The 25,879-nt window shown below is 32.5% G+C and carries 22 protein-coding genes; 13 read left to right on the top strand and 9 right to left on the bottom strand.

What is annotated here, in order from left to right:
• The first annotated feature begins 48 nt into the window (after positions 1-48).
• From AAFP94_RS11290 to AAFP94_RS11280, 3 genes are read left to right on the top strand one after another with little or no spacing between them, the layout of a single operon-like run.
• Entirely contained in the window at positions 49-1,053 is a 1,005-nt protein-coding gene (locus AAFP94_RS11290; RefSeq protein WP_316662839.1) for an outer membrane beta-barrel protein, read from the top strand.
• Between the two features lie 20 nt (positions 1,054-1,073).
• The gene (locus tag AAFP94_RS11285) at positions 1,074-1,412 is read left to right on the top strand and encodes a P-II family nitrogen regulator (RefSeq protein WP_316662838.1); all 339 of its coding nucleotides are present in this window, start codon (positions 1,074-1,076) and stop codon (positions 1,410-1,412) included.
• Positions 1,413-1,417: 5 nt separating this feature from the next.
• The gene (locus AAFP94_RS11280) at positions 1,418-2,641 is read left to right on the top strand and encodes an ammonium transporter (protein ID WP_316662837.1); all 1,224 of its coding nucleotides are present in this window, start codon (positions 1,418-1,420) and stop codon (positions 2,639-2,641) included.
• An 82-nt stretch (positions 2,642-2,723) separates the two neighbouring features.
• Here AAFP94_RS11280 and AAFP94_RS11275 read toward each other — a convergent pair whose 3' ends face one another.
• Together AAFP94_RS11275 and AAFP94_RS11270 are read right to left on the bottom strand one after the other, a co-directional pair.
• Positions 2,724-5,309: a phosphoenolpyruvate carboxylase gene (locus tag AAFP94_RS11275; protein ID WP_316662836.1), complete on the bottom strand. Its 2,586-nt coding sequence runs from the start codon at positions 5,307-5,309 to the stop codon at positions 2,724-2,726.
• Between the two features lie 219 nt (positions 5,310-5,528).
• The gene (locus tag AAFP94_RS11270) at positions 5,529-5,861 is read right to left on the bottom strand and encodes a single-stranded DNA-binding protein (RefSeq protein WP_316662835.1); all 333 of its coding nucleotides are present in this window, start codon (positions 5,859-5,861) and stop codon (positions 5,529-5,531) included.
• Positions 5,862-6,024: 163 nt separating this feature from the next.
• Here AAFP94_RS11270 and AAFP94_RS11265 point away from each other — a divergent pair, with 163 nt between their 5' ends.
• The gene (locus AAFP94_RS11265; RefSeq protein ID WP_316662834.1) at positions 6,025-6,369 is read left to right on the top strand and encodes a hypothetical protein; all 345 of its coding nucleotides are present in this window, start codon (positions 6,025-6,027) and stop codon (positions 6,367-6,369) included.
• Positions 6,370-6,374: 5 nt separating this feature from the next.
• Here AAFP94_RS11265 and AAFP94_RS11260 read toward each other — a convergent pair whose 3' ends face one another.
• Complete coding sequence (locus tag AAFP94_RS11260) at positions 6,375-6,842, bottom strand: CBS domain-containing protein (RefSeq protein WP_316662833.1); 468 nt, start codon at positions 6,840-6,842, stop codon at positions 6,375-6,377.
• 202 nt (positions 6,843-7,044) lie between these two features.
• Here AAFP94_RS11260 and AAFP94_RS11255 point away from each other — a divergent pair, with 202 nt between their 5' ends.
• Positions 7,045-7,758, top strand: a complete 714-nt coding sequence (locus tag AAFP94_RS11255; protein ID WP_316662832.1) for a hypothetical protein — start codon at positions 7,045-7,047, stop codon at positions 7,756-7,758.
• Positions 7,759-7,818: 60 nt separating this feature from the next.
• Here the strand turns inward: AAFP94_RS11255 and AAFP94_RS11250 are convergent, their stop codons facing one another.
• The 3 genes from AAFP94_RS11250 to AAFP94_RS11240 all read right to left on the bottom strand — a co-directional run bounded on the left by AAFP94_RS11250 (position 7,819) and on the right by AAFP94_RS11240 (position 14,025).
• Positions 7,819-9,915, bottom strand: a complete 2,097-nt coding sequence (locus tag AAFP94_RS11250; protein ID WP_316662831.1) for a M13 family metallopeptidase — start codon at positions 9,913-9,915, stop codon at positions 7,819-7,821.
• Between the two features lie 90 nt (positions 9,916-10,005).
• Entirely contained in the window at positions 10,006-13,419 is a 3,414-nt protein-coding gene (locus tag AAFP94_RS11245; RefSeq protein WP_316662830.1) for a T9SS type A sorting domain-containing protein, read from the bottom strand.
• Between the two features lie 93 nt (positions 13,420-13,512).
• Positions 13,513-14,025: a hypothetical protein gene (locus tag AAFP94_RS11240; RefSeq protein WP_316662829.1), complete on the bottom strand. Its 513-nt coding sequence runs from the start codon at positions 14,023-14,025 to the stop codon at positions 13,513-13,515.
• 123 nt (positions 14,026-14,148) lie between these two features.
• On the opposite strand from AAFP94_RS11240, the gene AAFP94_RS11235 reads away from it, so the two are divergent.
• The 4 genes from AAFP94_RS11235 (at position 14,149) to AAFP94_RS11220 (ending at position 17,876) form a co-directional block, all read left to right on the top strand.
• Positions 14,149-15,120, top strand: a complete 972-nt coding sequence (locus AAFP94_RS11235) for an NAD-dependent epimerase/dehydratase family protein (protein ID WP_316662828.1) — start codon at positions 14,149-14,151, stop codon at positions 15,118-15,120.
• A 36-nt stretch (positions 15,121-15,156) separates the two neighbouring features.
• Entirely contained in the window at positions 15,157-15,747 is a 591-nt protein-coding gene (locus AAFP94_RS11230) for a HupE/UreJ family protein (RefSeq protein ID WP_316662827.1), read from the top strand.
• A 98-nt stretch (positions 15,748-15,845) separates the two neighbouring features.
• A complete protein-coding gene (locus AAFP94_RS11225) occupies positions 15,846-16,274 on the top strand; it encodes a deoxycytidylate deaminase (RefSeq protein ID WP_316662826.1) in 429 nt (142 codons plus the stop codon).
• A 6-nt stretch (positions 16,275-16,280) separates the two neighbouring features.
• Positions 16,281-17,876 carry a S41 family peptidase gene (locus AAFP94_RS11220; RefSeq protein WP_316662825.1) on the top strand — a complete coding sequence of 532 codons (1,596 nt, stop codon included), beginning with the start codon at positions 16,281-16,283 and terminating at the stop codon, positions 17,874-17,876.
• Here AAFP94_RS11220 and AAFP94_RS11215 read toward each other — a convergent pair.
• From AAFP94_RS11215 to AAFP94_RS11205, 3 genes are read right to left on the bottom strand one after another with little or no spacing between them, the layout of a single operon-like run.
• Positions 17,873-18,475, bottom strand: a complete 603-nt coding sequence (locus AAFP94_RS11215; protein WP_316662824.1) for an NAD(P)/FAD-dependent oxidoreductase — start codon at positions 18,473-18,475, stop codon at positions 17,873-17,875. The two genes, AAFP94_RS11220 and AAFP94_RS11215, sit on opposite strands and share 4 nt — an antisense overlap.
• Positions 18,475-18,678: a hypothetical protein gene (locus AAFP94_RS11210; RefSeq protein ID WP_316662823.1), complete on the bottom strand. Its 204-nt coding sequence runs from the start codon at positions 18,676-18,678 to the stop codon at positions 18,475-18,477. The genes AAFP94_RS11215 and AAFP94_RS11210 overlap by 1 nt, the downstream gene beginning before the upstream one ends.
• Before the next feature lie 2 nt (positions 18,679-18,680).
• Positions 18,681-19,262 (bottom strand): MarC family protein, encoded by a 582-nt coding sequence (locus tag AAFP94_RS11205; RefSeq protein WP_316662822.1) that lies wholly within the window; start codon positions 19,260-19,262, stop codon positions 18,681-18,683.
• A gap of 119 nt (positions 19,263-19,381) precedes the next feature.
• Here AAFP94_RS11205 and AAFP94_RS11200 point away from each other — a divergent pair, with 119 nt between their 5' ends.
• The 4 genes from AAFP94_RS11200 (at position 19,382) to AAFP94_RS11185 (ending at position 25,830) form a co-directional block, all read left to right on the top strand.
• Positions 19,382-19,945 carry a DUF3109 family protein gene (locus tag AAFP94_RS11200; RefSeq protein ID WP_316662821.1) on the top strand — a complete coding sequence of 188 codons (564 nt, stop codon included), beginning with the start codon at positions 19,382-19,384 and terminating at the stop codon, positions 19,943-19,945.
• A gap of 335 nt (positions 19,946-20,280) precedes the next feature.
• Entirely contained in the window at positions 20,281-21,261 is a 981-nt protein-coding gene (locus tag AAFP94_RS11195; protein WP_316662820.1) for a ribonucleotide-diphosphate reductase subunit beta, read from the top strand.
• 194 nt (positions 21,262-21,455) lie between these two features.
• Positions 21,456-23,927: a ribonucleoside-diphosphate reductase subunit alpha gene (locus tag AAFP94_RS11190; RefSeq protein ID WP_316662819.1), complete on the top strand. Its 2,472-nt coding sequence runs from the start codon at positions 21,456-21,458 to the stop codon at positions 23,925-23,927.
• A gap of 148 nt (positions 23,928-24,075) precedes the next feature.
• Positions 24,076-25,830, top strand: a complete 1,755-nt coding sequence (locus AAFP94_RS11185; protein ID WP_316662818.1) for a Na/Pi cotransporter family protein — start codon at positions 24,076-24,078, stop codon at positions 25,828-25,830.
• Positions 25,831-25,879 lie beyond the last annotated feature (49 nt).

The following is a 25,879-nucleotide window of genomic DNA, read 5'->3' as shown; positions in this document are numbered from 1 at the left end:
ATAGTTTTGAAGCTTCAAAAATAAATATTAACACTTAATAGATTAATTATGAAAAAAATTATTACACTTTCTATGTTTTTAATAGCATTTAGTTTAATTGCCCAAGAAGACAGTGAAGAAAAAAAGAAATTCAGTTTTAGCGGAAGTGTGGATGCCTACTTTCAAACATACCTAACTGCTCCAGATAATGAAGAAGTATCTTTCGGTACCGCTTTTGCTGATCAGTCTGGTTTTGCCTTGGGCATGGGAAATGTTATTATTAGCTACGAAGGAAATAAAGTAGGAGCAGTTCTTGATTTAGTTACGGGACCAAGAGGTTCTGCTGCCACTTTTAATTCTGATATAGTTGATGGTATTGTGAATCAAGCATATGTTTACTGGAACGTATCTGAAGGAACAACCTTAACATTTGGACGATGGAACACTTTTTTAGGTTATGAAGTCATAGCTCCGGCTGCAAACTTTAACTATAGTACTTCTTATTTATTCTCAAGCGGTCCATTTTCACATCTTGGTTTAAAGGCAGATTTTGCTTTAGGAGATGATTTCAGCTTAATGTTAGCCGTTACCAATCCTTGGGATACTAACAATATTTCCATGACAGGAGAATATGCATTAGGAGCTCAATTAGGTTATTCTGGACAGTATTTAAACTTGTACTATGACAGTGGTGAACATGGTGGTTTAGGGTTTGAAATTGACTACACAGGTGGTTTTGATCTGACTGACAGTTTCTATTTAGGCATCAATGCTGCTTACAATGATAATGATGGTTCAGGTTTTTATGGCGCGGCACTTTACCCACAGTTAGCTACTTCTGATAGTTTTTCAATAGGCTTAAGAGGAGAATACTTTAGTCTGCATGGTGATGGTGATGATTTACCAAGTGTATTTGCCACAACATTAACTGGGAGCTATACTATAGAAGACTTTATTATTAAGCCAGAAATTAGATTAGATTCTTGGAGTAATAGCATGCCATATATTGATAATGATGGTGAAGCAACGGACAATTTAGCTGCATTTACATTAGCAGCAATCTACACATTCTAACAACTAAAATTTTATAAACAATGAAGAAAATTGAAGCAATAATTAGAAAATCAAAGTTTTCTGCTGTCAAAGAAGCTTTACACGATGTTGGAGTAAATTTTTTCTCCTACTGGGATGTAACTGGTCTTGGAAACGAAAAAGAAGGTCATGTATACAGAGGTGTTTCATATAGCACTAGTGATATACAACGCAGGTATTTATCTATTGTGGTTAATGACAGTTTCGAAGAAATTGCTATAAAAGCAATTATAGAGTCGGCTTCTTCAGGTGAAGTAGGCGATGGGAAAATTTTTGTAAGTGACATCAAAGAAGCATATAGAATACGAACTGGAGAAAAAGGAGGAAAAACATTAAACTAGAAACTATGGAATTATTAACAACAAATAACGTATGGATGATGATCTGTACAGCACTCGTTTTCTTTATGCACTTAGGGTTCGCATTTTTAGAGATCGGGTTAACAAGACAAAAAAACACAATTAACATTTTATTTAAGAATATTTTTATCATTACAACTGGCTTGCTATTATATTGTTTGGTAGGTTTTAACTTGATGTATCCTGGGGAATTTAATGGTATTCTTGGGTTTGCTGGATTTGGTTTAGATGCACCGTTAGTCGATGGAGCTCTTGATTTAGCTTACAATGAAGGCTATACCTATTGGACGGATTTCTTGTTTCAAGGCATGTTTGCAGCTACAGCAGCGACCATAGTATCAGGAGCGGTAGCTGAACGCATGAAAATAGGGCCTTTTATGGTATTTACAATAATCTATGTTGGCCTTATATATCCAATAGCAGGTTCATGGAAATGGGGCGGTGGATTTTTAGATAACCTAGGGTTTTACGATTTTGCTGGATCTACTTTAGTACATTCAGTTGGCGGTTGGGCTGCTTTGGTTGCGGTCTGGTTATTAGGATCTCGAATCGGTAAATTTAAAGATGGAAGAATACAAGCAATACCTGGTCATAATATACCATTAGCTACAGCAGGTGTTATAATACTTTGGTTAGGATGGTTTGGGTTTAATGGAGGTTCAGTGCTTTCGGCAGATCCTGGATTAACTTCCTTAACACTTGTTACAACATGTTTAGCGGCAGCAGCTGGTGGAGTTGTGGCAGCTTTAGTATCATCAGTTAAGTATAAAAATCTTGATCTAACCATGTTCTTAAATGGTATTTTAGGAGGGCTAGTTGGTATTACTGCTGGAGCAGACCAGATGAATCCTACAGATGCAATAATTATAGGAGCCATTGCAGGTGCTATCATCGTATTTGCAGTTTCATTAATTGATAAATTAAGACTTGATGATCCAGTTGGGGCAATTGCAGTACATTTAGTTTGTGGGATATGGGGAACATTAGCTGTTGGTATCTTTGGTGCGTTAGCAGGATTTGATCAATTCTTAAGTCAGTTGGCAGGTGTAGGATCATACGCGTTAATATGTATATTATCTACGTTTGTAATCCTTTATATTTTGAAGAAGACTGTTGGAATAAGAGTTTCTGAACGCGAAGAGCTCGAAGGTCTAGATGGTTTTGAACATGGTATGGATGCCTATCCAGATTTTAGAATGAACGAACATTAACCTACGTTAGCTATTAGTCGTTATGAAAAAACCTCGAAGTATTACTTCGAGGTTTTTATTTTATAAAAAAGAAGATAGCTTTTTAAGCTGAATTTCTACTAGCGTTAATATTTCCAAATAGTGAACGCGTCACTATTTTTTCAAAAATGGCTATTTGTTCAAGATCTTTTGGCTTTTCAGCATTCAATTCCTGAATCTTTCTTAAAGCGTATTGCTGTATGGTTAATAAAGGTAATACTATTGATTCTCTAATATCGATTGAAGCTTTTCCAGCAGGTTCATTTTCCATCAATTCTTTATAGCCTGTTAATTTTAAGAGTAGTGTTTTTGTAGTAGTGTATTCTTCGAATATAATATCCCAAAATGCACCAAACTCTTTATCTTCAGACATGTATTTGGTCAAATCAAAAAATGATTTGGACAAAGACATCATACTATTTTCTATAAGAGTTTTGAAGAATAAAGAACTCTTATAAAGTTTTACCACTTTATCAAATTCATGATTGTCTTCGTATGATTTTAATGCGGTTCCAACTCCAAAAAATCCTGGGACATTCTGTTTAAGTTGACTCCAGGATCCTACAAAAGGTATTGCCCTTAAGTCGGAGAATACCAATTTGTCGGATTTAGATCGTTTTGATGGTCTACTTCCTATATTGGTTTTAGCATAATACTTTAATGTACTCATCCTTTCCAGATAAGGTATAAACATAGGATGGCTTTTAAAATCTTTATAAGCAGTATAACTTTTCTGTGCTAAATCGTCCATCACAGCATTATCTTCTTCGGTCATGGCAAGCTCATGATGGCTTATTCTATTTATGATACCCGAACTAATCAACTGTTCTAAATTATATTGAGAAGATTCTAATGTTCCAAAATTTGAACTTATAGTTTGGCCCTGTATTGTAAGTTGAATTTCTTTGTCTTCAATAGATGGTCCTAATGAAGCATAAAATTGATGTGTTTTACCACCACCTCTTGCTGGAGGACCACCACGTCCATCAAAAAATATGGCAGTAATATTATATTGTCTGCTAATCTCAGTTAGTTGCTGTTTAGCTGTATAAATCGCCCAATTTGCCATTAAATAACCGCCATCTTTTGTGCCATCAGAAAAGCCAAGCATAATAGTTTGCTTATTGCCGCGATGTTTTAGATGTGCTCTATACTGTTTGTTGGTATAAAGTTGTTCCATAACCATTTTAGCATTTTCTAAATCTGTTATAGTTTCAAAAAGAGGAACGATATCTAAAGTCAATTTATCATTAAAAGCAACAAGCTTAAGCATGGCGAATAATTGCATTACATTTAACGCCGTTTGATTATTGCTTATAATATATCTGTTAGCTCCTTTTTCACCATTCTTTTCTTGAATTTCCTTAACTGCTACGATTGTCTTTAAAGTGTTAACGACCATTTCGTCACTAAACAAATCAATGTCAATTTCTGTATTGATTTCAGATAAAATATTAATTTGCTCTGCTTCCGAAAGGCTGTTGTAGTTTTCAGGGAAAATATTACTGCCAATACTGATTAATTTTTCTACAATATCTGTAAACACAGCATCATGAATTCTACTATCTTGCCTTATATCTAAAGTGGCAAAATGATAACCAAAAAGGTGAGTTTTATTAATTAAAGAATCAACTTCTTGAAGGTAAAGTGATTCATGTTCTTTAACTATTATTTTTCTTATCTCCGTTAATTCTGACACGAATTCATCAAAATCAATAGCGTTTTTGGAGATTAAATCTATACTGTTCATATAAATTTTAAATTCCAAATTGGTAATAAGCTCTTGTACACCTTTAAAAGTTAACCTGCGTCTTAAAATTTTTAAATCTCTATGATAATTTTTTAAAATAGTTTGCTTTAATCTTTTAGCTACTTTTAATGTTGTTTCGGGTAAGACGTAAGGATTTCCATCTCTATCACCACCAGGCCAGAAACCAATATTTATGATTTCGTTTTCAATGATTTTATAATCAAATATATTATGTTGGATATAATCATAGATTTTTCCAAAAGAATCGTAAAACACATTTTCCAAATACCAAATTAGATTTACGGCCTCATGGTATGGAGTTGGTTTTTCGTGTTTGAAAAAAGGGGTTTTGCCAAGCTGTGCTAGAAGCGAATTAATAGTATCGAGATCATTTTTTTTAATAGCTTCAGAAAGATCTGTAATGATACCTAAAACACTTCCTGGATAAAATTGAGTTGGATGTGCCGTTAATACAATACGAACTTTAAATTCTTGTAGATATTTTTGTAACTCTTCAAGTTTATTTTCTGAAACGGCAGATTCCTTGAGGCTTCTTAACGTACCTATACCATCCATATTGTTAACAATAGGGAATGCGGCATCTTCAATAGCATCAAAAAGTACAACTTGTCTTTCTATGTATTGTATAAATCTAAACAACAAATTTATCTGACTTTCTTTAGATCGTCTAGCTTGATATTTTTTAAAGAAAGTGTCGACAATAGTTGTAGGATTATCACCATTCAAGTATCCTTTTTTACATGTTTCATGAAACAATGGCAATAAAACACCAGTTTTTGTAATGGTGTTGAAAGGCAGTGTCATAAAAATACTATTGTAAATATTGTATTTTGACAATACACTTTGTTTAAATCTTGCTAATTTAGGCTGTACAGGCATGTATCAATTCTCTTATAAACAAGAAGTAAAAGTAATAAAGCAAATTTAAAGCTATACACTTTTAATTTATTTTTGCTAAAAAAATAGTATCGAACGATTTATTTATCAATGCTTTAATGAAAAGGCTTTATTACTAAAAATAAATTATTATGTTTTTAAAATTAATATTTTATATAATAAAAAAAGAGCTGCAAATTGCAACTCTTTTTTTGATTTGGGTTACTTACCTAACATAAGTAATTCATTACAGACTATTTCGGTTATATATCGTTTTTCACCTTCTTTGTTTTCATAGCTTCGTGAGGTTAATTTGCCTTCAATAGCTACTTCTTTACCTTTCATTAAATATTTTTCGGCTAAAGTTGCTGTTCTACCCCAAGCCACGACATTGTGCCATTGCGTATCTGTTATTTTTTCACCATTGGCATTTTTATAGCTGTCGTTTGTTGCAATAGAAAACTTTGCCAATGTTTTTCCTGATTCAAGATTGATAATTTCCGGGTCGTTACCTAAATTTCCAATCAACTGTACTTTGTTTCTTAATGAGTTCATAATAAATAATTTTAATGTTAAACAGTTAATACTATTGAACCTTCAATGATTCAACACTGCAAATATGACATGAGTTCAAAATAATATTCGGTATTTACATATTTAATTTCGTTTGTAAATGTTTGTAGTCGTTTGTAAACGAATATTTTGTATCTTGCATTCCATGCAAAAACAATGTTTGGAATGCGGCGAAAAAATTGTTGGTAGAATTGACAAAAAATTCTGTAGTGATGGTTGTAGAAATTCTTACAACAATAGAATAAATAAAGATTCTAAAAACTTAATTAGAAACGTTAACAATCGTTTGCGTAAAAACTATCGTATTCTAGAAGAGTTAAATCCTGATCAAAAAACCAAAACTACAAGGTCTAAATTGATAGAAAAAGGATTTGATTTTAATTATTTAACTACAGTCTACACTACCAAGTCTGGTAAAGTATATTATTTTGTGTACGACCAAGGCTATCTGCCTTTGGAAGATGATTATTATGCTTTGGTGAAAAGGTGAGTTGGTTATTTCCAGGTTTGTCCTTTCATTTTTAAAGCAGCTTTTAGGATGTCTTTTTGACTTATTTGTCCAACCAACTTGCCATTTTCAACTATAGGGAAACGTCTGTGCTTGGATTCTAAAAATTTATTGGCTGCATCAAAAATATTCATATCACCATCTATGGTATCCACATTTTTAATCATGTGGCTTTCAACTGTTTTGTTATCCGCAGGCATATTATAATAACGACTTTCACTGATATGTTTAATACAATCTCCTTCTGAAATAATTCCAATGAGTTCATTTTTATCGTTTACAACTGGAGCACCAGATATCCTGTATTTAATTAATGCGTCTATGACCTTTTCAATTTTTTCGTCAGATCTAAAGGTTATTAGTTTTCGGGTCATATAGTCACTTACCTTTACTGGAATGTCTTCAGAACTTTTTTTTTGATTTCGTCTTGAGGCTAGAAAACTTTTTATTCCCATAATTCCTAATTTTTAGAATTTTAAATATACTTATTTTTGTTAAGTTTTCCTATTTGAAATTTTAAGTCTATAAAATTGTTTTAAATAATAATTTAAATAAGGTTGAAAGTTTGTTGTTTTTAAAACAAAAAGAATTAGCATTTTTTTAAAGGTTTAAGTACTAATTTTTTATAGTTTTGGCGCAACAAAAAAATAAGGTAAGATGAAACGATTAGTAATTTTGATTTTGGTAATGAGTTCTCTTCAAATAAATGCACAGGACTCTTCAGAATTAATTAAACATTATGATGCTTATTATAAGCAAATGAGAGCTCAAGGTGATATTCAAGGCATGATAAATGGATTAACACATTTAAATATTTTGAAACCTTCTGAAGCTAGAAAAGATACTTTAGCTTACATCTATATGAGCGAAGGGAAAGATGTACAAGCATTAAATACTATTGGTATTGATAAGAAAATTGATGATTCTGATATTGCGGTACAGGTAAAGGCAGTTTGCTTAAAAGCTGTTGGTCAACCAGAAAAGGCGTTAATACATTTTGAAGAAATGTTTAAGAGAAATCCTAATGCAAAGATTGCTTATGAACTAGCGGAATTAAATATGCAAATTCAGAAATTTACAGAAGCAGAAAAGCATGTTTCTTATGGTCTTGCAAACGCTAAAGATGATATGACAAAAGCTTATTATGAAACTCAAAACCCATATCAAGTGCCATTAAAAGCCGCTTTTATGTATCTAGATGGTTTAATTACCTTTAACAAAAACAAAACTGCAAATGTAGATGCTGCAGTTGATATTTTAGATGAGGCATTAAAAATAGCACCTAACTTTAACATGGCTCAAGTTGGTAAAAATGCGCTATTACAGCAAAAACAAGCTGCTGCTGCGCAAGCACAACAACCTAAAAATTAGTTGATACAAATAACTCAAATAAAAAAGCAGCTAAAAGGCTGCTTTTTTTTGTGTACTAAATCACCAGATTTTAACTCTTTTATCTGGCTCAAGATATAATTTATCTCCTTCTTGAACATTGAATGCGTCATAAAAAGCATCCATATTTAATAAAGGTTGAACTGCTCTGTAGATTCCCGGAGAATGCGGATCTGTTTTTATTTGATTTATTAATGCATCATCTCTTATTTTAGTTCTCCAGATGGTTCCCCAAGAAATAAAGAAACGTTGTTCTGCGGTCAACCCATCAATATCTTCAGGTCTACCAGTTTCTTCGTAGTTTAACATCAAAGCATCATAAGCAGCATTTATACCACCTAAATCTCCAATGTTTTCACCGAGCGTAAAAGGACCATTAATAAATACATCTGGTAATACTTCAAGCTCACTATACTGATCTGCCAATTCTTTTCCTAATGCTTCAAATTGTTCTAAATCTTCATCTGTCCACCAGTTATTCAAATTTCCGTCTTTATCATAACGTGAACCTGAATCATCGAAAGCATGAGAAATTTCATGACCTATTCCAGCTCCAATGGCACCATAATTTACAGCATCATCTGCATTAAAATTAAAAAAAGGAGGTTGCAAAATTGCTGCAGGGAATATAATTTCATTGTAAGGCGGTAAATAACCAGCATTTACGGTTTGAGGAGGTATGATCCATTTTGTTTTATCTACAGGGTTACCTAGATCTTCCAATTGCTTATTGTGACTCCAAATGTTTGCATTGATCATATTCTGAATATATGAACCACCATTTTCTACACCTTTAACCTCAAGCTTGGAGTAGTCTTCCCATTTGTCTGGATCTGGATATGCAATCTTAACTTTAAGTGCCAGTAGTTTTTCAGTGGCTTTTTCTTTAGTTTCATCTGTCATCCAAGGCAAAACCTGTATTCTATTTTGAAAAGCTTTAATGACATTTTGAATCATTTTTTCTGCTCTTACCTTTGCCTCAGGCGGAAATTTCTGATCCACATACAATTTACCAAGAGCTTCTCCAATAGTTCCATTTAAAGTTTGAATAGCTCTTTCATCTTGTGGGCGTTGTTCTATACTGCCCTGTAATTCTTTGCTGTAAAAATCCCAGTTAGCTTTTTCAATTTCAGTGCTTAACAATGGAGAAGCCCTATTAAAAGCTGTCCATTTGAGATAAGCTTTCCAATCAGACACATTATTTTGTGCTAAAATATTCTGTAGAGCATCCATGTATTTTACTTCGCTAACAATTATAGTATCAAGCTCCTTCACACCAATTCCTTTAAAATAGTTTTTCCAATCTATAACTGATACCATCTTCTGTAAATCATCAATTGATCTCGGATTGTAACGTTTTCTTGCATCGCGACGATCCACTTTATCCATTTGAGGTTCAGCTAATTGAGTTTCAAAAGCCAGAATTTGGTTTGCTTGTGCATTGGCACTGGTTTCACTTTCACCCAAAAATTGTAGCATTCGGGTAATATGTCCTACATATTTCTCCCTTTTTTCTTTCGAATCTTCATCATTTTTTACATAGTAATCTCTGTCTGGAAGTCCCAAACCTGATGCTCCTAAAAATGCCGCATTAATATCACTATTCTTAGTATCTGGACCAACACTAAAATCAAAAAATCCAGCTCCACCTTTTGGCTCCATTTCAATTAAATAGTGTTGTAAATCATCAATATTCTCTATTGCCTTAATCTTGGTTAAATATGATTTAACGGGTTCTATATCTTGTTCGTTTCTGCCAACTGTATCCATAATGGTTTGAAAAAGTTGTATGGCTTTTCCTTGGTCTGACCCTGGTAATACATTTATCTTGTTCAGGTCTTTGTTGTCTGACATTGCAGAATTTAAAATAGATAGAATATCTTCATCAGTTTTTTGACGCAGTTCATCAAAACTTCCCCATCTTGGTCTATCTTCAGGAATTTTTGTACTATCTAACCATTTTCCGTTTACATAGGTATAAAAATCCTCTTTAGGACTTATATCTTGATTCATCCAATTCAGATTAATTCCTGGAGTTTTTTCAATTTTTGCGATTTCTTCTTTTACTTCATTCTTACATGCAACGAATAATAGAACACAGGTAAGACAAGTTGTTATTAACTTAAGATTTGTTTTCATTGAATACAATAATTTATTTGCCCAATTTACCAATATTAGTAGATTCTGACAGAGATTTTAGATTTATCTTAACAGTTTAGTTAAAAGAATTTACCTTAAGATTAGCTTTTTTGTAGTTTGAAAACCTTCAGAAATTATTTTTAACAAATATATGCCTGATGACAGATTGGTTAAGTCTAATTGGTATTCTCTGTTTGCTGGAATTATGTTTTGTTCTTGATCAATCAATTTCCCAGTAATATCATATAGATCATAATCAAACTCGTTTATGGCAGCCATCCTGATATTGAAAACATCCTTTGAAGGATTAGGGTATATTGAAAAATAATTAGCATCAAAAGGCTCTGCACTTAATGTGCCTTCTATAACAAAATCATCTACTATTACGCCTTCTTGGCTCTCTAATGGATCTGAATGGAAAACAAATCTAAAAATAATGTTGGTCTCATTACCTAAAGCTGTTAAATCATAGCTATATTCCTTCATTGTTGCATCGGTTCCAGTCCATTGTGCTCCAGGACAATTTTGACAATCTTGACCACCAGAGCTACCATAAGTTCTATCACTGTTATACCAATTTGGGTCACTGGCTGTACCTAAAACATTCCAGTTTGCTCCAGAGTCTGTAGAATATTCTACATAAACAATATCAAAATTTAACTCAAGGTCAAACGCCATGTTAAATTTTATGACTGGATTTGTTAAAATAGAAAGATCATAACATTTACTCACCAAATGACTTTTAATATAATTTGCATGGTTACCACTTAAGTTGGTGCCATATACATTACTCCCAGAACTTGCAGTATCCAACAAAGTTCCAGAAGGAACACCACGTTCCCAATAGCCACAGATACCTCCGTCAGAAACAATTAATTCATCGTTCTGAGTTTCAAAATCATTAGGAGTGTTAAGAAGACCAAGACTGTTTGAATAAAACTTTTTCATCAATTCGTTATTAACTGAATAAGTGTCTCCAGCAATTGTTGTTATAATTTTCAATTCATGAATATTAGACCCTATAGGGCTTAATGTTGGAATATCTATCAATACGGATTCATTGGTTGCCAAAGAACTTTCTGCCCAAGTAAACGAGTTGGATACGCCATCCAAAACATATTGTACATCAATAGAATTTACAGTATTGGTTCCAAGATTTTTTACCCGTGCTTGAATCCCAGAAAAATCTCCACAACCCAAAGAAAAGTTTAAATTTTCTATATTCTCTAAACTCAATTCATTGGTAAGTGTTTCTACAGGTATGGATGATTGCCAAATTCCTCTTCCATAGGTTGCAGCAGTAATATTGTTATCGTTCAAGTTTAATTCTAAATCTCTCACCGTAACAGTAGGCAAATTGTTTTCAAATAACTCCCAATCACCTAAAGTATCATCATAACGATATACACCCAAACTGGTTCCCAGAAATAATGGATTTAAAGAATGTAGATTTTGATGTTTTATAACATTTTTTGTGACGTTTGGGAGACTTCCCGTAATATCCGTTGATGTTGCAGCACCAATTTTTTTAAACACCTTGCCTCCAGAACCAGAAGTCGTAATATAAACGATATTACTATCATTATTGTTAACTTCAATAGAGGTAATATCTGAACTAAAAGTTTCAAGATTTGAAAAATTGAAACCGCCGTCTGTGCTCTTCCATAAGACATTGTTTAGACCGACATAGATATTGTCAGAATTTAAATCATCAATTTCAAGAACATCAATATCGGATCCGAAACTTGATGAAATAGCTTGCCAGCTTCCTCCACAAAATTTATAGAGCTTTGAATAGCCGGCATACATTTCTCCATTCTTGCTCATAACTAAAGGGGTAATCCAATTACCTCCAGAATCGTTTGTTCCTGTTTCGTCTGTAGGAGCTCCTATTTGATTATTTAAACTACCTCCAGAACTTGTTGAGATATTTAAGCTTCCTCCAAATTGAGTAAATCCATAAAATAAATCCGAGTTAAATCGATCTATAGCTGTGTCCATACCATCTGCTCCATAATACACTTGCCATTGTCCTTCGTTGAGAGCAAAACCACCATTATCTTGTAAACCACCAACCATTTTTTGCGAAGACTCATTAGATACAGTAATTCTGTAAAATTGCCCTATTTGCATACCTTCAGTAAGGTCGGTAAAATTACTACCTCCATTAGACGATTTATAAAAACCGCCATCAGTACCAGCAAATAATTCACCATTATAAAAACGTAATAAATGAATATCTGCATGCGTGTACGATGGGCTACTAGGCGAACTCCAGTTATTTAATTTTGTAAAGTTCGCTCCTCCATCAGAAGATTTCCATATGTTTAGAACACCAGTGTATATTTCATCTTCATCAGTATCAGAAACCGCTAAAGCCATATCGTAATAAGCTTGTGTACTACCATCAAATATATCACTTGTTACACCTGCACTGGTTTCAGTAAAAGTTAAACCAGAATTGGTCGATTTATAAACACCCTGAAAATTGTTACTCAATGAACTCAAAACATAAACAACATCAGGATTGTCGGGAGTGATATCAATAACCATACGATTTGAAGATGCTGGCAGTCCTGAAGAAATATCTGAAAACGTTTCCCCAAAGTCCGAAGAAATATAGAATGTATTTGTTGTAACCGCATATATTGTACTAGGATCTCCAGGTTTTAATTTAATATCTTTAATGTTTCCATTTAATTTTTCAACCCAATTAGTGCCACCATCAATGGTCTTGTAAACACCTCCATTAGTTGCTACCCAAAGCATGTCTGAATCGTTTGGATTCATGTAAATATCGTTCATACTAGTTGGAGAATTTGAAGTATTGAGACCTGTGGTATTCCATATAGCACCACCATCAATAGATTTCATAACACCAACACTATAAGAATCATTGGCGTCATCATCTCCTGTAGCAATGTAAATAATATTAGAATCGTTGTAGTCTATAGCTATTCCAGAAACACCAATTTGAGGTAGTTGATCTGAAAGCGGACTCCAAGTTACTCCTGAATCTGTAGATTTCCAAATGCCTCCAGCAGGAGCACCTGAATAATAAGTTGTAGGTAAAATAGGGTCTACAATAATGGCATTTACTCTGCCTTGACCAGAAGACCATGAACCTGTATTCACATGATCAAATGGTCCAACAGGTTGCCAATTGCTTAAGTCTACAAATGAAGATTTATTTTCTTCTTGTGCTTTGTACTTAAGCCAAGTATTCCAAAGCTCTGCTTGGGTTGGTAATGTACCATCTTTTTTTACAAAATTTTCCCAAAAAACTTCCCAACGTTTAAATGGTTTATAGCCACTTCCTTTAATATTTGGATCTTTATTTGCCCAATACGCATTAAATGAATCTACAATTTCTTGAAAAGTCACGGGATTTACTGACCTTCTCTGCTCGACGTTTAGGTTTTCTATCCAAGGAGCATCTTGGTTAAATTGAGCTTGGACAGAACAAAAAAAGAGTAAAAAGGAGAATAGTAAGATTCTTTTCATAGTTAGGACTTTTTTCAAAAATAAATAAATACAATCATTATTTATATAAAGAATAAATACTATTTAATATTAAATGGTATTTAAAAAATGTTTTTATGGTTTTTGAATATTTTGAGCTTCTTTTTCAAATTTCTTATTTATTTGAAGGTTGAAATTTGAAAAAGCTATAAGTAGTTCTTTAATTACAGGTAAAACGTGAGTTTTATCATTATTGAATAAACGAGAATTACTTTGCAATTTGTATATTTTCGTTTCTAATTCTTTAATTCTTGCTTGTATTGCAGGTGTATTTATTTCTTCAGGAAGAGTTTCTTTAAAGTCTTTAATTAATGCATCTAAAAGTTCAGGATTTTCAGAAAAAAAAGCAATATTTCCTTGTTTTAAATTATCTATATGGCCTTCTAAATCTGTATAACTTGTCCAGCTAATGAATAAAGCTTGGGCTTTTTGATCTAGAACAAATTCAATGTAGTCAAGTTTAGAAATATCATTTTTAGAGATTTTTAGAGTATCTATCAAATCTACAGAACTATCTTGGCCTTCATCTTTTACCTGGTTACAACCAACAAATAGTAATAAAGAAAAAAGTATATATAAAAGCTTCATTTTATAAAGTTGAATGAATTACAAATATATCGTATTAGTTAGGTAATCTTGAATGCTTTTTAAGTTAATTTTTAAACAGCTTCTGTAAAATCTTTATATTTTTACAGCTATTAAATTATTTATATGTCTTCTAAAATATTAATCCTTGGAGCTTGTGGACAAATAGGTTCTGAATTAACCCAAGAGCTCCGTTTAATATATGGCAATGAGAATGTGATTGCTAGCGATATAAGTTATTCTAATTTAGAAGTTGTTAACTCTGGAATTTTTGAGATTACTGATGCTACTGATTATGCTTCGGTAAAAGTTTGCGTTGAGAAACATCATATTGATACAGTTTATTTAATGGCGGCTATGTTGAGTGCAGTTGGCGAAAAATACCCAATGAAGGCTTGGGATTTAAATATGAGTTCACTTTTTAATATTTTGAATCTGGCCAAAGAAAAGTTTATCAAAAGAGTTTTCTGGCCATCGAGTATTGCGGTTTTTGGACCTTCAACGCCTAAAGAGCATACACCACAATTTACAACTATGGAACCAACAACGGTTTATGGAATTACAAAACAAGTTGGTGAAAGATGGTGTGAATATTATTACAATAAATACAATGTTGATGTAAGAAGTTTGCGTTATCCTGGCATTATCAGTTGGAAGACATTGCCTGGTGGAGGCACAACAGATTATGCAGTAGAGATTTATCATAAAGCCATAACAGATGGACATTATGAATGTTTTTTGTCTGAAGAAACCAAATTGCCAATGATGTTTATGGAAGATGCCATAAAAGCAACTGTAGATATTATGGCTGTTGATACAGAGAGAATCAAAATTCGATCTTCTTATAATTTGGCAGCCATAAGCTTCACGCCAAACGAAATTGCGAATTCAATTAAAGAAAAATTAAAAGAATTTACTATCAGTTATAAACCTGATTTTAGACAACAGATTGCCAATAGCTGGCCTAAAAGTATTGACGATTCTTATGCAAGAAAAGATTGGAATTGGAGCCATAGTTACAGTTTGTCGAAAATCACAGACAAAATGCTTTTAGAGTTAAGGAAAAAGTATCATCAAAATCTCCAAAAATCTAAATAATTGTATATTTGAATCAACTTGTTTAACCTATTTACGATGTTCGAATTTTTTTGGTTTAATGTACAGTATGGAATAAATCATGTGTTAGATATTAATGCGTACGATCATGTCTTGTTTTTAATTGTCTTATCTGTCCCTTATGTATTTAAAGATTGGAAAAGAGTTTTATTTTTAGTTACTGTTTTTACTTTAGGGCATACTTTATCACTTGTTTTAGCAGCATATGATATTGTAAAAATTAGTAGCCAATTAGTTGAATTTTTAATTCCAATAACCATTTTAATAGTGGCGCTGTTCAACCTTTTTACCGCTAGAAAAGGAGCCCAAAAAAATAAGATTGGAGTATTATTTTTTTCTACACTTTTCTTTGGTCTGATTCATGGACTCGGATTTGCCCGTGAATTTCAACTCATGGTTGGAAAATCTGAAAGCAAGTTGGAAACACTCATAGAATTTGCTTTAGGAATAGAGATAGCCCAAGTAATTATTGTTTTTATAGTATTGTTTTTAGGATATTTGATTCAAACTATTTTTAGATTTTCAAAACGCGATTGGATCATGGTAATTTCTGCTGTTGTTGTTGGGTTGGTAATTCCAATGGTAATAAACAGTGAGTTTTTATCTTAAATAAATTAAGAAACCTAGTTTAACTTTGATAAAACTTTAACTTACAAGCATTGTAATTGAAATACTAACGGATTATCTTCGTTATACTAACGAAAAAAATGTCAAGAAAAAAACAACTCAAATACGATAAGGCTTACTTAAGAATAGCAGAAGAATGGGGTAAACTGTCATATTGTAAACGCAAGCAAGTTGGAGCACTTATTGTTAAAGACAGAATGATTATTTCTGATGGTTACAATGGAACACCAACTGGTTTTGAAAATTTTTGCGAAGATGAAGATGGTTATACAAAATGGTATGTGCTACATGCAGAAGCAAATGCCATTTTAAAAGTAGCTTCATCAACTCAATCTTGTAGAGGTGCTACATTGTATATAACCATGTCGCCTTGTAAAGAATGTAGCAAATTAATTCATCAGGCAGGTATTGTAAGAGTTGTTTACGGACAAAGCTACAAAGACGATTCAGGCTTAAAGTTTTTAGAAAAAGCGGGTATTGATCTTGAATTGATTGAGGGTTTAAATTAAAAATAGATGTCTTTTAAAAAATTCTTACCACTTATTTTGGGAGTTGCTATTGCAGCAGGAATTTTTATTGGTGGTAAATTAAATTTTACTGATGCTCCAGATAGACTTTTCTCTTCTAATAGTAAAAAAGACAAACTTAACAGGCTTATTGATTATATAGACTATGAATATGTAGATGAAGTTAATACAGATAGCATCGTAGATGTTACAGTTAACGGGATTTTAGAAAATCTTGACCCTCATTCGGTCTATATTCCTAAGGAAGATATGCAACAATCTACAGAGAGCTTGCAAGGAGACTTCGTAGGTATTGGGATTAACTTTTATACTTACAGAGATACCATTACGGTAATTAGGGCAGTAGAAAATGGACCAAGTGATAAAGCGGGAATTAAGGGAGGAGACAGAATAGTATATGCTAATGGCGATTCTATTTTCGGTAAAAATTTAACAGACGAACAAATAGTAAGCCACCTTAAAGGACCAATAAACTCGAAAGTAGATTTGCAAGTTTATAGACAAGGAGAACCAGAACTTTTAGAGTTTACAATAAAGCGTGATCATATTCCAATTGTAAGCGTAGATGCTGCATATATGTTAAATGATAATTTAGGTTATATTAAGATTAATCGTTTTGCTGAAAGTACGTATAAAGAGTTCAAAGTAAAATTAGATGAATTGATTAATGAAGGAGTTTCAGAAATCGTAATAGATTTAAGAAATAATCATGGCGGATTTCTTCATATAGCAGAACAAATACTTGATGAATTTCTTGAAGACAACACCCTAATGCTTTTTACTAAAAACAAACGGGATAAAGTAGAAAAAAGATTTGCAACAAAAAAAGGTGATTTTGAAGAAGGAAGAGTTTTTGTTTTAATAGATGAAAATTCAGCGTCTGCCAGCGAGATTGTGGCAGGTGCACTTCAAGACAACGACAAAGGTATCATTGTTGGAAGACGTTCTTACGGCAAAGGACTTGTGCAACGAGAAATGGAGCTTGGTGATGGAAGCGCGGTAAGATTAACGGTTTCTAGATATTATACACCAACAGGTCGTTCTATACAGCGTTCTTATGAAAATGGTAATAACGATTATTACCATGATTATTTTGACAGGTTGGATAGTGGAGAACTTCTAGATTCAGCCAAAATTAAAGTAGCAGACTCACTAAAGTTTAAAACACCAAAAGGGAAAATTGTTTATGGAGGCGGCGGCATAATTCCAGATATCTTCGTGCCAATAGACAATAGTATGCACAACGAAACATTGAGGTTTTTACAACGACGAGGTTTTATAAGTTATTTTGTTTTTGAAGAATTAGAAAAAGACAGAAAACGTTATGAAGGAATTTCAAAAGAGGATTATATTAAAAACTTTGAAGTTTCAGACGATTTTGTAGTGGCTTTTCAAGACTACTTAAATATAAGAACAGAATCTGAAATTACTTTTGTTGCTTACAACAAAGAAATTAAGCAGTATATTAAAGCAACACTTGCAGATCAACTTTTTGGTGATGGTGCTTATGAAGAAATAATCAATCAAAACGATTTAATGATTGAAGAAGTTATTAATTATAGCAAAGAGCATTCACAAGATTAGACTTTATCATGTACTTTAGTGTGTTCGCCATTATTCCAAAAGGTTAAAATATCTGTAGCTACTTGCGCACCACTTCCTGCTGCTATTGCAAATTGACTTCGCCAACCAGCAAGAGTACCTGTTACATACAAACCATCTTCAATAATATGATCATTGTTTTTCAACCAAATTCTACTTTTTTCGGCTTTGGCTCTTGGATGAGGTTCTATATATTTTTCTAATCCTTCAATTGAAATAAGTTCTAAATACCCAACAGCAATCACAACAATCTTTGAAACATAAGTGTTTTTATTGGTTTCAATTTCAAACCCATTGACTATACGAGATAATTTAAAAACCTTTTCTTTATCAATTTGATTAATATGAGAATATTGAGTTTTTAATTTTTCTTTCCCACTTACTAAAATACTTTTTCCAGGTGTTTTTTCAGGAATTCCCAATACATTATTTAGTAAAGCATCATGTAGATGAGAAGTTCTTTGATGAACAATAATTCCAATTTTTTTGTCTTTAGCAAAAACTTTTTCTTTTGCGGAACCCAAAATCAAGGCACAAGACAAACCTGATACGCCGCCACCTATAATCAAAGCATCAAACATCACCTTTTGTTTTTAACATGATTTTCTATCCGTTTAGAAAGGCGAAGTATTTGCAATAAAATTATTACACAAATCGATGCTAATATGGTAATCAGAGCAATAATACTATCTCCTTTAAAAGGAGCGTCAAAATTTATTTTTGTAAGATTAAAGACAATCAATCCTATAGCTATAATATGAAATACAATAGTTACTATCTTCATGATTAAACAAAAATAAGTTTAATGTTATGAGTAAACAATTTTACAGCTATGGCTAATAAAATTACACCAAAAATTTTCCTTATAATATTAATACCGTTTTGACCTATAAAACGTTCAATTCGAGCAGATGTTTTCAAAACAATATATATAACAATAACATTTAATACTACAGCAACAATAATATTTTGAATAGCAAATTCGGCCCTTAATGAAAGCAAAGTTGTAAGACTTCCTGGTCCAGCAATCAATGGAAATGCCAACGGGAAAATGGTTGCACTCATAGGATTAATATCATCCTGTTTATAAAGTGTAATGCCCAATATCATTTCTAGTGCAATAAAAAATATAATAAATGAACCAGCTATTGCAAAAGAATTAACATCTATTCCAATAAGCTTTAAAATGCTCTGTCCTAAAAACAAAAACAAAATCAAAATCACACCTGAAATTATTGATGCCTTTTCACTTTGTATGTGCCCAACCTTTTTACGTAAATCTATAACGATAGGGATGTTTCCAACAATATCTATTACTGCAAATAAGACCATGAAAGCAGTAAATATTTCTTTAAAGTTTAATTGCATTAGACTAATTTAAAAATTTTGGCAAAGGTCGTTATTTATTAATGAATTTTCGCATTATTTAAATGCAAATTTTGACTTGATATTTATTATAAAGTGGGTCATAACATTATCTTTGCTGTATGTTTCAATTAGGTAAAACCATAGTTTCAGAAGACATTATTAAAAAAGATTTTGTCTGTAATTTATCTGCGTGTAAAGGTGCTTGCTGTGTTGATGGAGACGCTGGCGCTCCTCTGGATAAAGATGAGGCGAATATTTTAGAAGAAATATACCCTAATGTGAAACCTTTTTTAAGAAAAGAAGGGATAAAAGCCATTGAGCTTCAAGGCAAGTATGTTAAAACGGATGAAGGTGAATATGAAACGCCATTGATTAATGGAGTCGATTGCGCCTATGTTATTTTTGATGATAAAAAAACTGCACTTTGCGGTATTGAAGAAGCGTACAACCAAGGCAAAATTAAATGGAAAAAACCAATTTCCTGTCATTTATACCCAGTTAGAGTTAAAGATTATTCTGAATTTTCGGCTGTTAATTATCATGAATGGCAAATTTGTGATGATGCTTGTGTTTTAGGAAAAGAACTGCAAGTGCCAATTTACAAGTTTGTAAGAGAAGCACTTATCAGAAAATTTGGTATGGATTGGTATGAAGAACTCGAAAAAATTGCTCAATCCTATTAGTTTATTTCGGTCCTAAATATTATAAATATTTTTAGATTTTTTATACACACTTTTCATTTTAAAAGTCATCGTAAGCTCTATTATTTTCATGAATTTAAAAACTCTTGTTTTATAGGGCTTAAGCGATTTTTGTATAATTTAAAAATTTGATAATCAAATAGATAACAATTCAACAAATAATGCCCTCAAAAATTGACAATGTTAAAGGTTGTTAAAAACTTGTTGACAATGTTTATAAAATTACCTTTCATTTTCAATCTCATTTTTCAATATTTGTTACTCTCAAATCGAGAGCTTTTTTCGCCCATTTTTTCAACGAATAATAAAAACAACTAATGTCACAAGCTATTGAACCCATTTTACAAGAAAACAAAAACAGATTCGTCATTTTTCCAATTCAACATCACGATATCTGGGAATGGTATAAAAAGCAAGAGGCAAGTATTTGGACTGCAGAAGAAATAGATTTACAGCAAGATATTGTAGATTGGGAAAACAAATTAAGTGACGACGAGCGTTATTTCATAAAGCATGTACTTGCGTTTTTTGCGGCTAGCGATGGTATTGTGAATGAAAATTTGGCTGAAAACTTTGTTTCTGAGGTTCAATATACAGAGGCCAAATTCTTTTATGGCTTTCAAATCATGATGGAGAATATTCATTCTGAAGTGTATTCATTACTGATTGATACCTATGTAAAGAATGATGTTGAAAAAGATCAGTTATTTAGAGCGATAGAGGTTTTTCCAGCAATAAAGGAAAAAGCTGATTGGGCACTTAAATGGGTAGATTCACCTAGTTTTGCTGAACGTTTAATAGCATTTGCAGCGGTAGAAGGGATCTTTTTCTCTGGTAGTTTTTGCTCCATTTTCTGGCTTAAAAAGCGTGGATTAATGCCTGGACTCACATTTTCTAACGAATTAATTTCGAGAGATGAAGGCTTACATTGTGATTTTGCTGTTCATTTGCACAATAATCACATAATCAATAAAGTTCCTAAAGAACGAATTACAAAAATTTTAACCAACGCATTAGATATTGAGCGTTCATTCATAACAGAATCTCTTCCTGTTAGCTTAATTGGTATGAACTCGAAGCTAATGACACAATATTTAGAATTTGTTACCGACAGATTATTAGTAGAATTTGAATGCGAAAAAGTATACAATTCTACAAATCCTTTTGATTTTATGGACATGATCTCTCTTCAGGGAAAAACCAATTTCTTTGAAAAACGTGTGTCTGAATATCAAAAAGCGGGAGTGCTTAAAAAAGAAGAAGAAGCAGACAAATTCAGTTTTGATGCCGATTTTTAATCGGATTTATTACTAATTCTATATAGACATTTAAAGTTGAATTGATTTTTCTGTTATTAAATCATAACAGAAGTAAAATTTTGACTTAAAAAACAGATTAAGACCAATGAATTTCGTGTTTTTACACAAAATTTTAACCAACTAATTAACCCATTATCTGAAAATAATTTCAGAATTTAAAACTTAAAAATAGTATGTATGTAGTAAAAAGAAACGGTCGCAAAGAGCCAATGATGTTCGATAAAATCACTTCCAGAGTGAGAAAATTATGTTACGGATTAAATGAACTAGTTGATCCAGTAAAAGTAGCAATGCGTGTCATAGAAGGTTTGTATGATGGAGTAACAACAAGTGAATTGGACAACCTTGCAGCAGAGATTGCAGCAACTATGACTACAGCCCATCCAGACTATGCAAAACTTGCGGCGAGAATATCAGTTTCTAATCTACATAAAAACACCAAAAAGACCTTTAGCGAGGTCATGGAAGATTTATACAAATACATCAACCCTAGAACAGGCAAAAAGGCACCTTTATTATCTGACGAAGTGTACAAAGTTATAATTGATAATAAAGAAATACTAGATTCTACCATTATTTACAATCGTGATTTTGGATATGATTATTTTGGGTTTAAAACATTAGAGCGTTCGTATTTATTAAAGTTAAATGGCCAGATTGCAGAGCGTCCACAACACATGCTTATGCGTGTTTCTGTAGGTATTCATTTAGATGATATAGATTCCGTCATAGAAACCTATGAGTTGATGTCAAAAAAATATTTTACTCACGCTACTCCAACACTTTTTAATTCAGGTACGCCAAAGCCTCAAATGTCTTCATGCTTTTTATTAACCATGAAGGAAGACAGTATTGATGGTATTTACGATACTTTAAAACAAACAGCCAAAATTTCGCAATCTGCAGGAGGCATTGGATTATCTATTCATAATATTCGTGCTACAGGAAGTTATATAGCTGGCACAAACGGTACTAGCAATGGAATTGTACCTATGCTACAAGTGTTTAATGATACAGCTAGATATGTAGACCAAGGTGGTGGAAAACGAAAAGGAAGTTTTGCTATTTATATCGAGCCTTGGCATGCTGACATTTTCGATTTTTTAGATTTAAAAAAGAATCATGGAAAAGAGGAAATGCGTGCTCGTGATTTATTTTACGCCATGTGGATGCCAGATTTATTTATGAAACGTGTTCAAGAAGATGGACAGTGGACATTAATGTGTCCCAACGAATGTCCGGGATTGTGTGATGTGCATAGTGAAGAATTTGAAGCGCTTTATACAAAATATGAATCTAAAGGTAAAGGGAGAAAGTCTGTAAAGGCAAGAGAGCTTTGGGAGAAGATTTTAGAATCTCAAATCGAGACAGGCACTCCATACATGCTTTATAAAGATGCAGCCAATAGAAAATCTAATCAGAAAAATTTAGGAACTATTCGTTCATCAAATTTATGTACTGAGATATTAGAATATACATCTCCAGATGAAATAGCAGTTTGTAATTTAGCATCTATAGCTTTGCCAATGTTTATTAAAAATGGGGAGTTTGACCATAAAGAATTATTTAGAATCACAAAGCGTGTTACTAAAAACCTTAATAGAGTAATAGATAGAAATTATTATCCAGTAAAAGAAGCAGAAAACTCTAATTTTAGACACAGACCAATTGGTCTTGGTGTACAAGGTTTGGCTGATACATTTATTAGTTTGCGTTTGCCTTTTACCAGCGATGAGGCTAAAAAACTAAACCAAGATATTTTTGAAACCCTTTATTTTGCAGCAGTAACTGCTTCTATGGAAGAAGCTAAAAAAGATGGCCCTTATCAAACATATAAAGGTTCTCCAATAAGTAAAGGAGAATTCCAGCATAATCTTTGGGGAATTAAAGACGAAGAGTTAAGTGGTAATTGGGATTGGGTTAAATTACGCAAACAAGTCATGAAACATGGCGTTCGAAATTCTCTTTTAGTAGCGCCAATGCCAACAGCAAGTACATCACAGATTCTAGGTAATAATGAGTGTTTCGAGCCATATACTTCAAATATCTATACTCGTAGAGTTCTCTCAGGAGAGTTTATAGTGGTTAACAAACATTTACTTGAAGATTTAGTTAAGCTTGGATTATGGAACGATAATTTGAAACAAGAAATTATGCGAGCCAATGGGTCAATTCAAGGCATTGATGGTCTTCCAGAAGATATTAAAGAATTATATAAAACAGTTTGGGAATTGAGCATGAAAGACATTATTGATATGTCCAGACATAGAGGTTATTTTATAGACCAATCTCAATCGCTTAACTTATTTATGGAAGGTGCAACTATGGCAAAATTAACCTCTATGCATTTTTATGCATGGAAAAGTGGTTTAAAAACAGGAATGTACTACTTAAGAACTAAGAGTGCTGTAGATGCTATTAAGTTTACATTAGATAATAAGAAGAAGGAAGTGCCAATTTCGGTAGCTGCCGAGGCTGAAGCTGAAGAAATTGTTGTTAAGCAACAACAGAAAGCTCAAAAAACAGCTGAAAAATTTGCCCAACAAACTACAGAAGTTCAACCTATGACTCCCGAAGAGATGAAGACGCTAATTGAACAAGCTAAAGCTTCTGAAGGTGATGACTGCCTTATGTGTGGATCATAATTAATTAAGTGTTATATTTAAAAAAAGCACCTCATTCGAGGTGCTTTTTGTAATTCATAAGAGTAAATCAAATGGAAATATTATAATCTCATTATTTATTTTTTGTAGTTTTAAGGCTATATTTTTAGTCGACAACCTGAAATAGTATATGAGCTACGGTTTTACTGACATTTTGCAATTAATAGGGTCATTAGGACTCTTTCTTTTTGGTATGAAAGTGATGAGTGATGCACTTTTAAAACTGGCAGGAAATAAAATGCGCTCTATACTTGCAACAATGACCTCCAATAGATTTTTTGGAATATTGACAGGTTTTTTAATTACATCTGTAATACAATCTTCATCAGCGACTACACTTATGGTTGTGAGTTTTTCAAACGCTTCTTTGTTAACTCTGGCCGAATCTATAAGTGTTATTATGGGAGCAAATATAGGTACAACTATTACAGCTTGGTTAATTACAATACTCGGTTTCAAGGTTAGTATGAGTGCCATTGCTCTTCCATTGGTTGGATTTGGATTTGTCTTTACATTTTCTAAAAAAGAGCAATCTACTCATTGGGGAAATTTTATTATTGGTTTTGCATTACTTTTTATTGGGCTTCAATTTCTAAAGGAAGCAATGCCAGACATAAAGAACAATCCAGAAATTTTAGCATTTTTATCCCGATATACTGATTTAGGATATCTTTCTATTCTTTTATTCTTATTTATTGGTACACTGTTAACCGTAATAATACAATCGTCAAGTGCAACCATGGCATTAACTTTAATTATGTGTGCACAAGGTTGGATACCTTTTGAATTGGCAGCAGCTATGGTTTTAGGCGAAAATGTAGGTACAACAATTACGGCTAATCTAGCAGCTTTAGTTGGAAATTACCAGGCAAAACGAACGGCAAGAGCTCATCTTATATTTAACTTAATTGGAGTATTATGGATGCTAGTTCTATTTTATCCATTCTTGAGATTTATAACTTGGATTACTTCTCAATTGGGTTCAGACTCACCATATGTAAATGCGGCAGCTATTCCTGTTGCAATTTCGCTGTTTCACACAATGTTTAATATCATTAACACATTTCTTCTCGTTTGGTTTGTTAATCCAATAGCTAGGTTAGTAGAAAAATTCGTTCCTGCTAAAATTGAAATGGACAAAGCTATTGACGAACCCAAATTTTTAGATAAAAAAGCATTGCAGTTTCCTGAAACAGCAATCGCATCTTTAATAAAAGAGACTAAATATTTGTTTAAAAATGCCATTTTCGAAATTGTGTCACACACTATGAATATTCATAGAGAAGATATAATGTCTGATGAGAAAATTAAAAAAGTAATTAAAAAATCACAGGAAGATTTAAAAACAAATGTGAGAGAACTTTATGTAAGTAAAGTAAAAACCATTTATGGAGAAATTATAAGGTTCGCAACAACTGCTCAAAGTACTTTAAGTCTAACAAAAGAGCAGCATAATCAAGTTTCTGAAATAAAAGTTGCCAACAGAAAGATGGTGGAGTCTATTAAAAGCACTTCGGAGCTTGGTAGAAATGTGTCGAAATATTTAAATTCTGATAATAAGTACATTAAAAAGGAGTATGATAAGTTTAGAAAAAAGGTAGCTAAAGTTTTAAGAATAATCTATTTATTTAGAACCGAAGAGAATAATGCGGATTATTATCAAAAGTTACAAGAGCTAAAGCAAGAAGCCAAAGACAACATACACAAGAGCACCAAGCAAATAGATAGGCTCATAAGAAAAGACCTTATCGATGCCGAAATGGCTTCGTCTTTAGTTAATGATAACGACAATGTTAACGACACCGTTAAACAATTAATAGAAGTAGCAGAACTACTGTACGGTAATAGAGATTCAATTTTAGAAAATAATGTAGATTCTCAATGAAAAATTCACAAAAAAAACTCTCATATTTGAGAGCTTTTTTTAAAAGAAT

The organism is Gilvirhabdus luticola (assembly GCF_040117515.1).
GTDB classification, from domain to species: domain Bacteria; phylum Bacteroidota; class Bacteroidia; order Flavobacteriales; family Flavobacteriaceae; genus Gilvirhabdus; species Gilvirhabdus luticola.
Note: the sequence above shows the minus strand (reverse complement) of the source record. Positions and strands in the feature narration are given on the sequence as shown.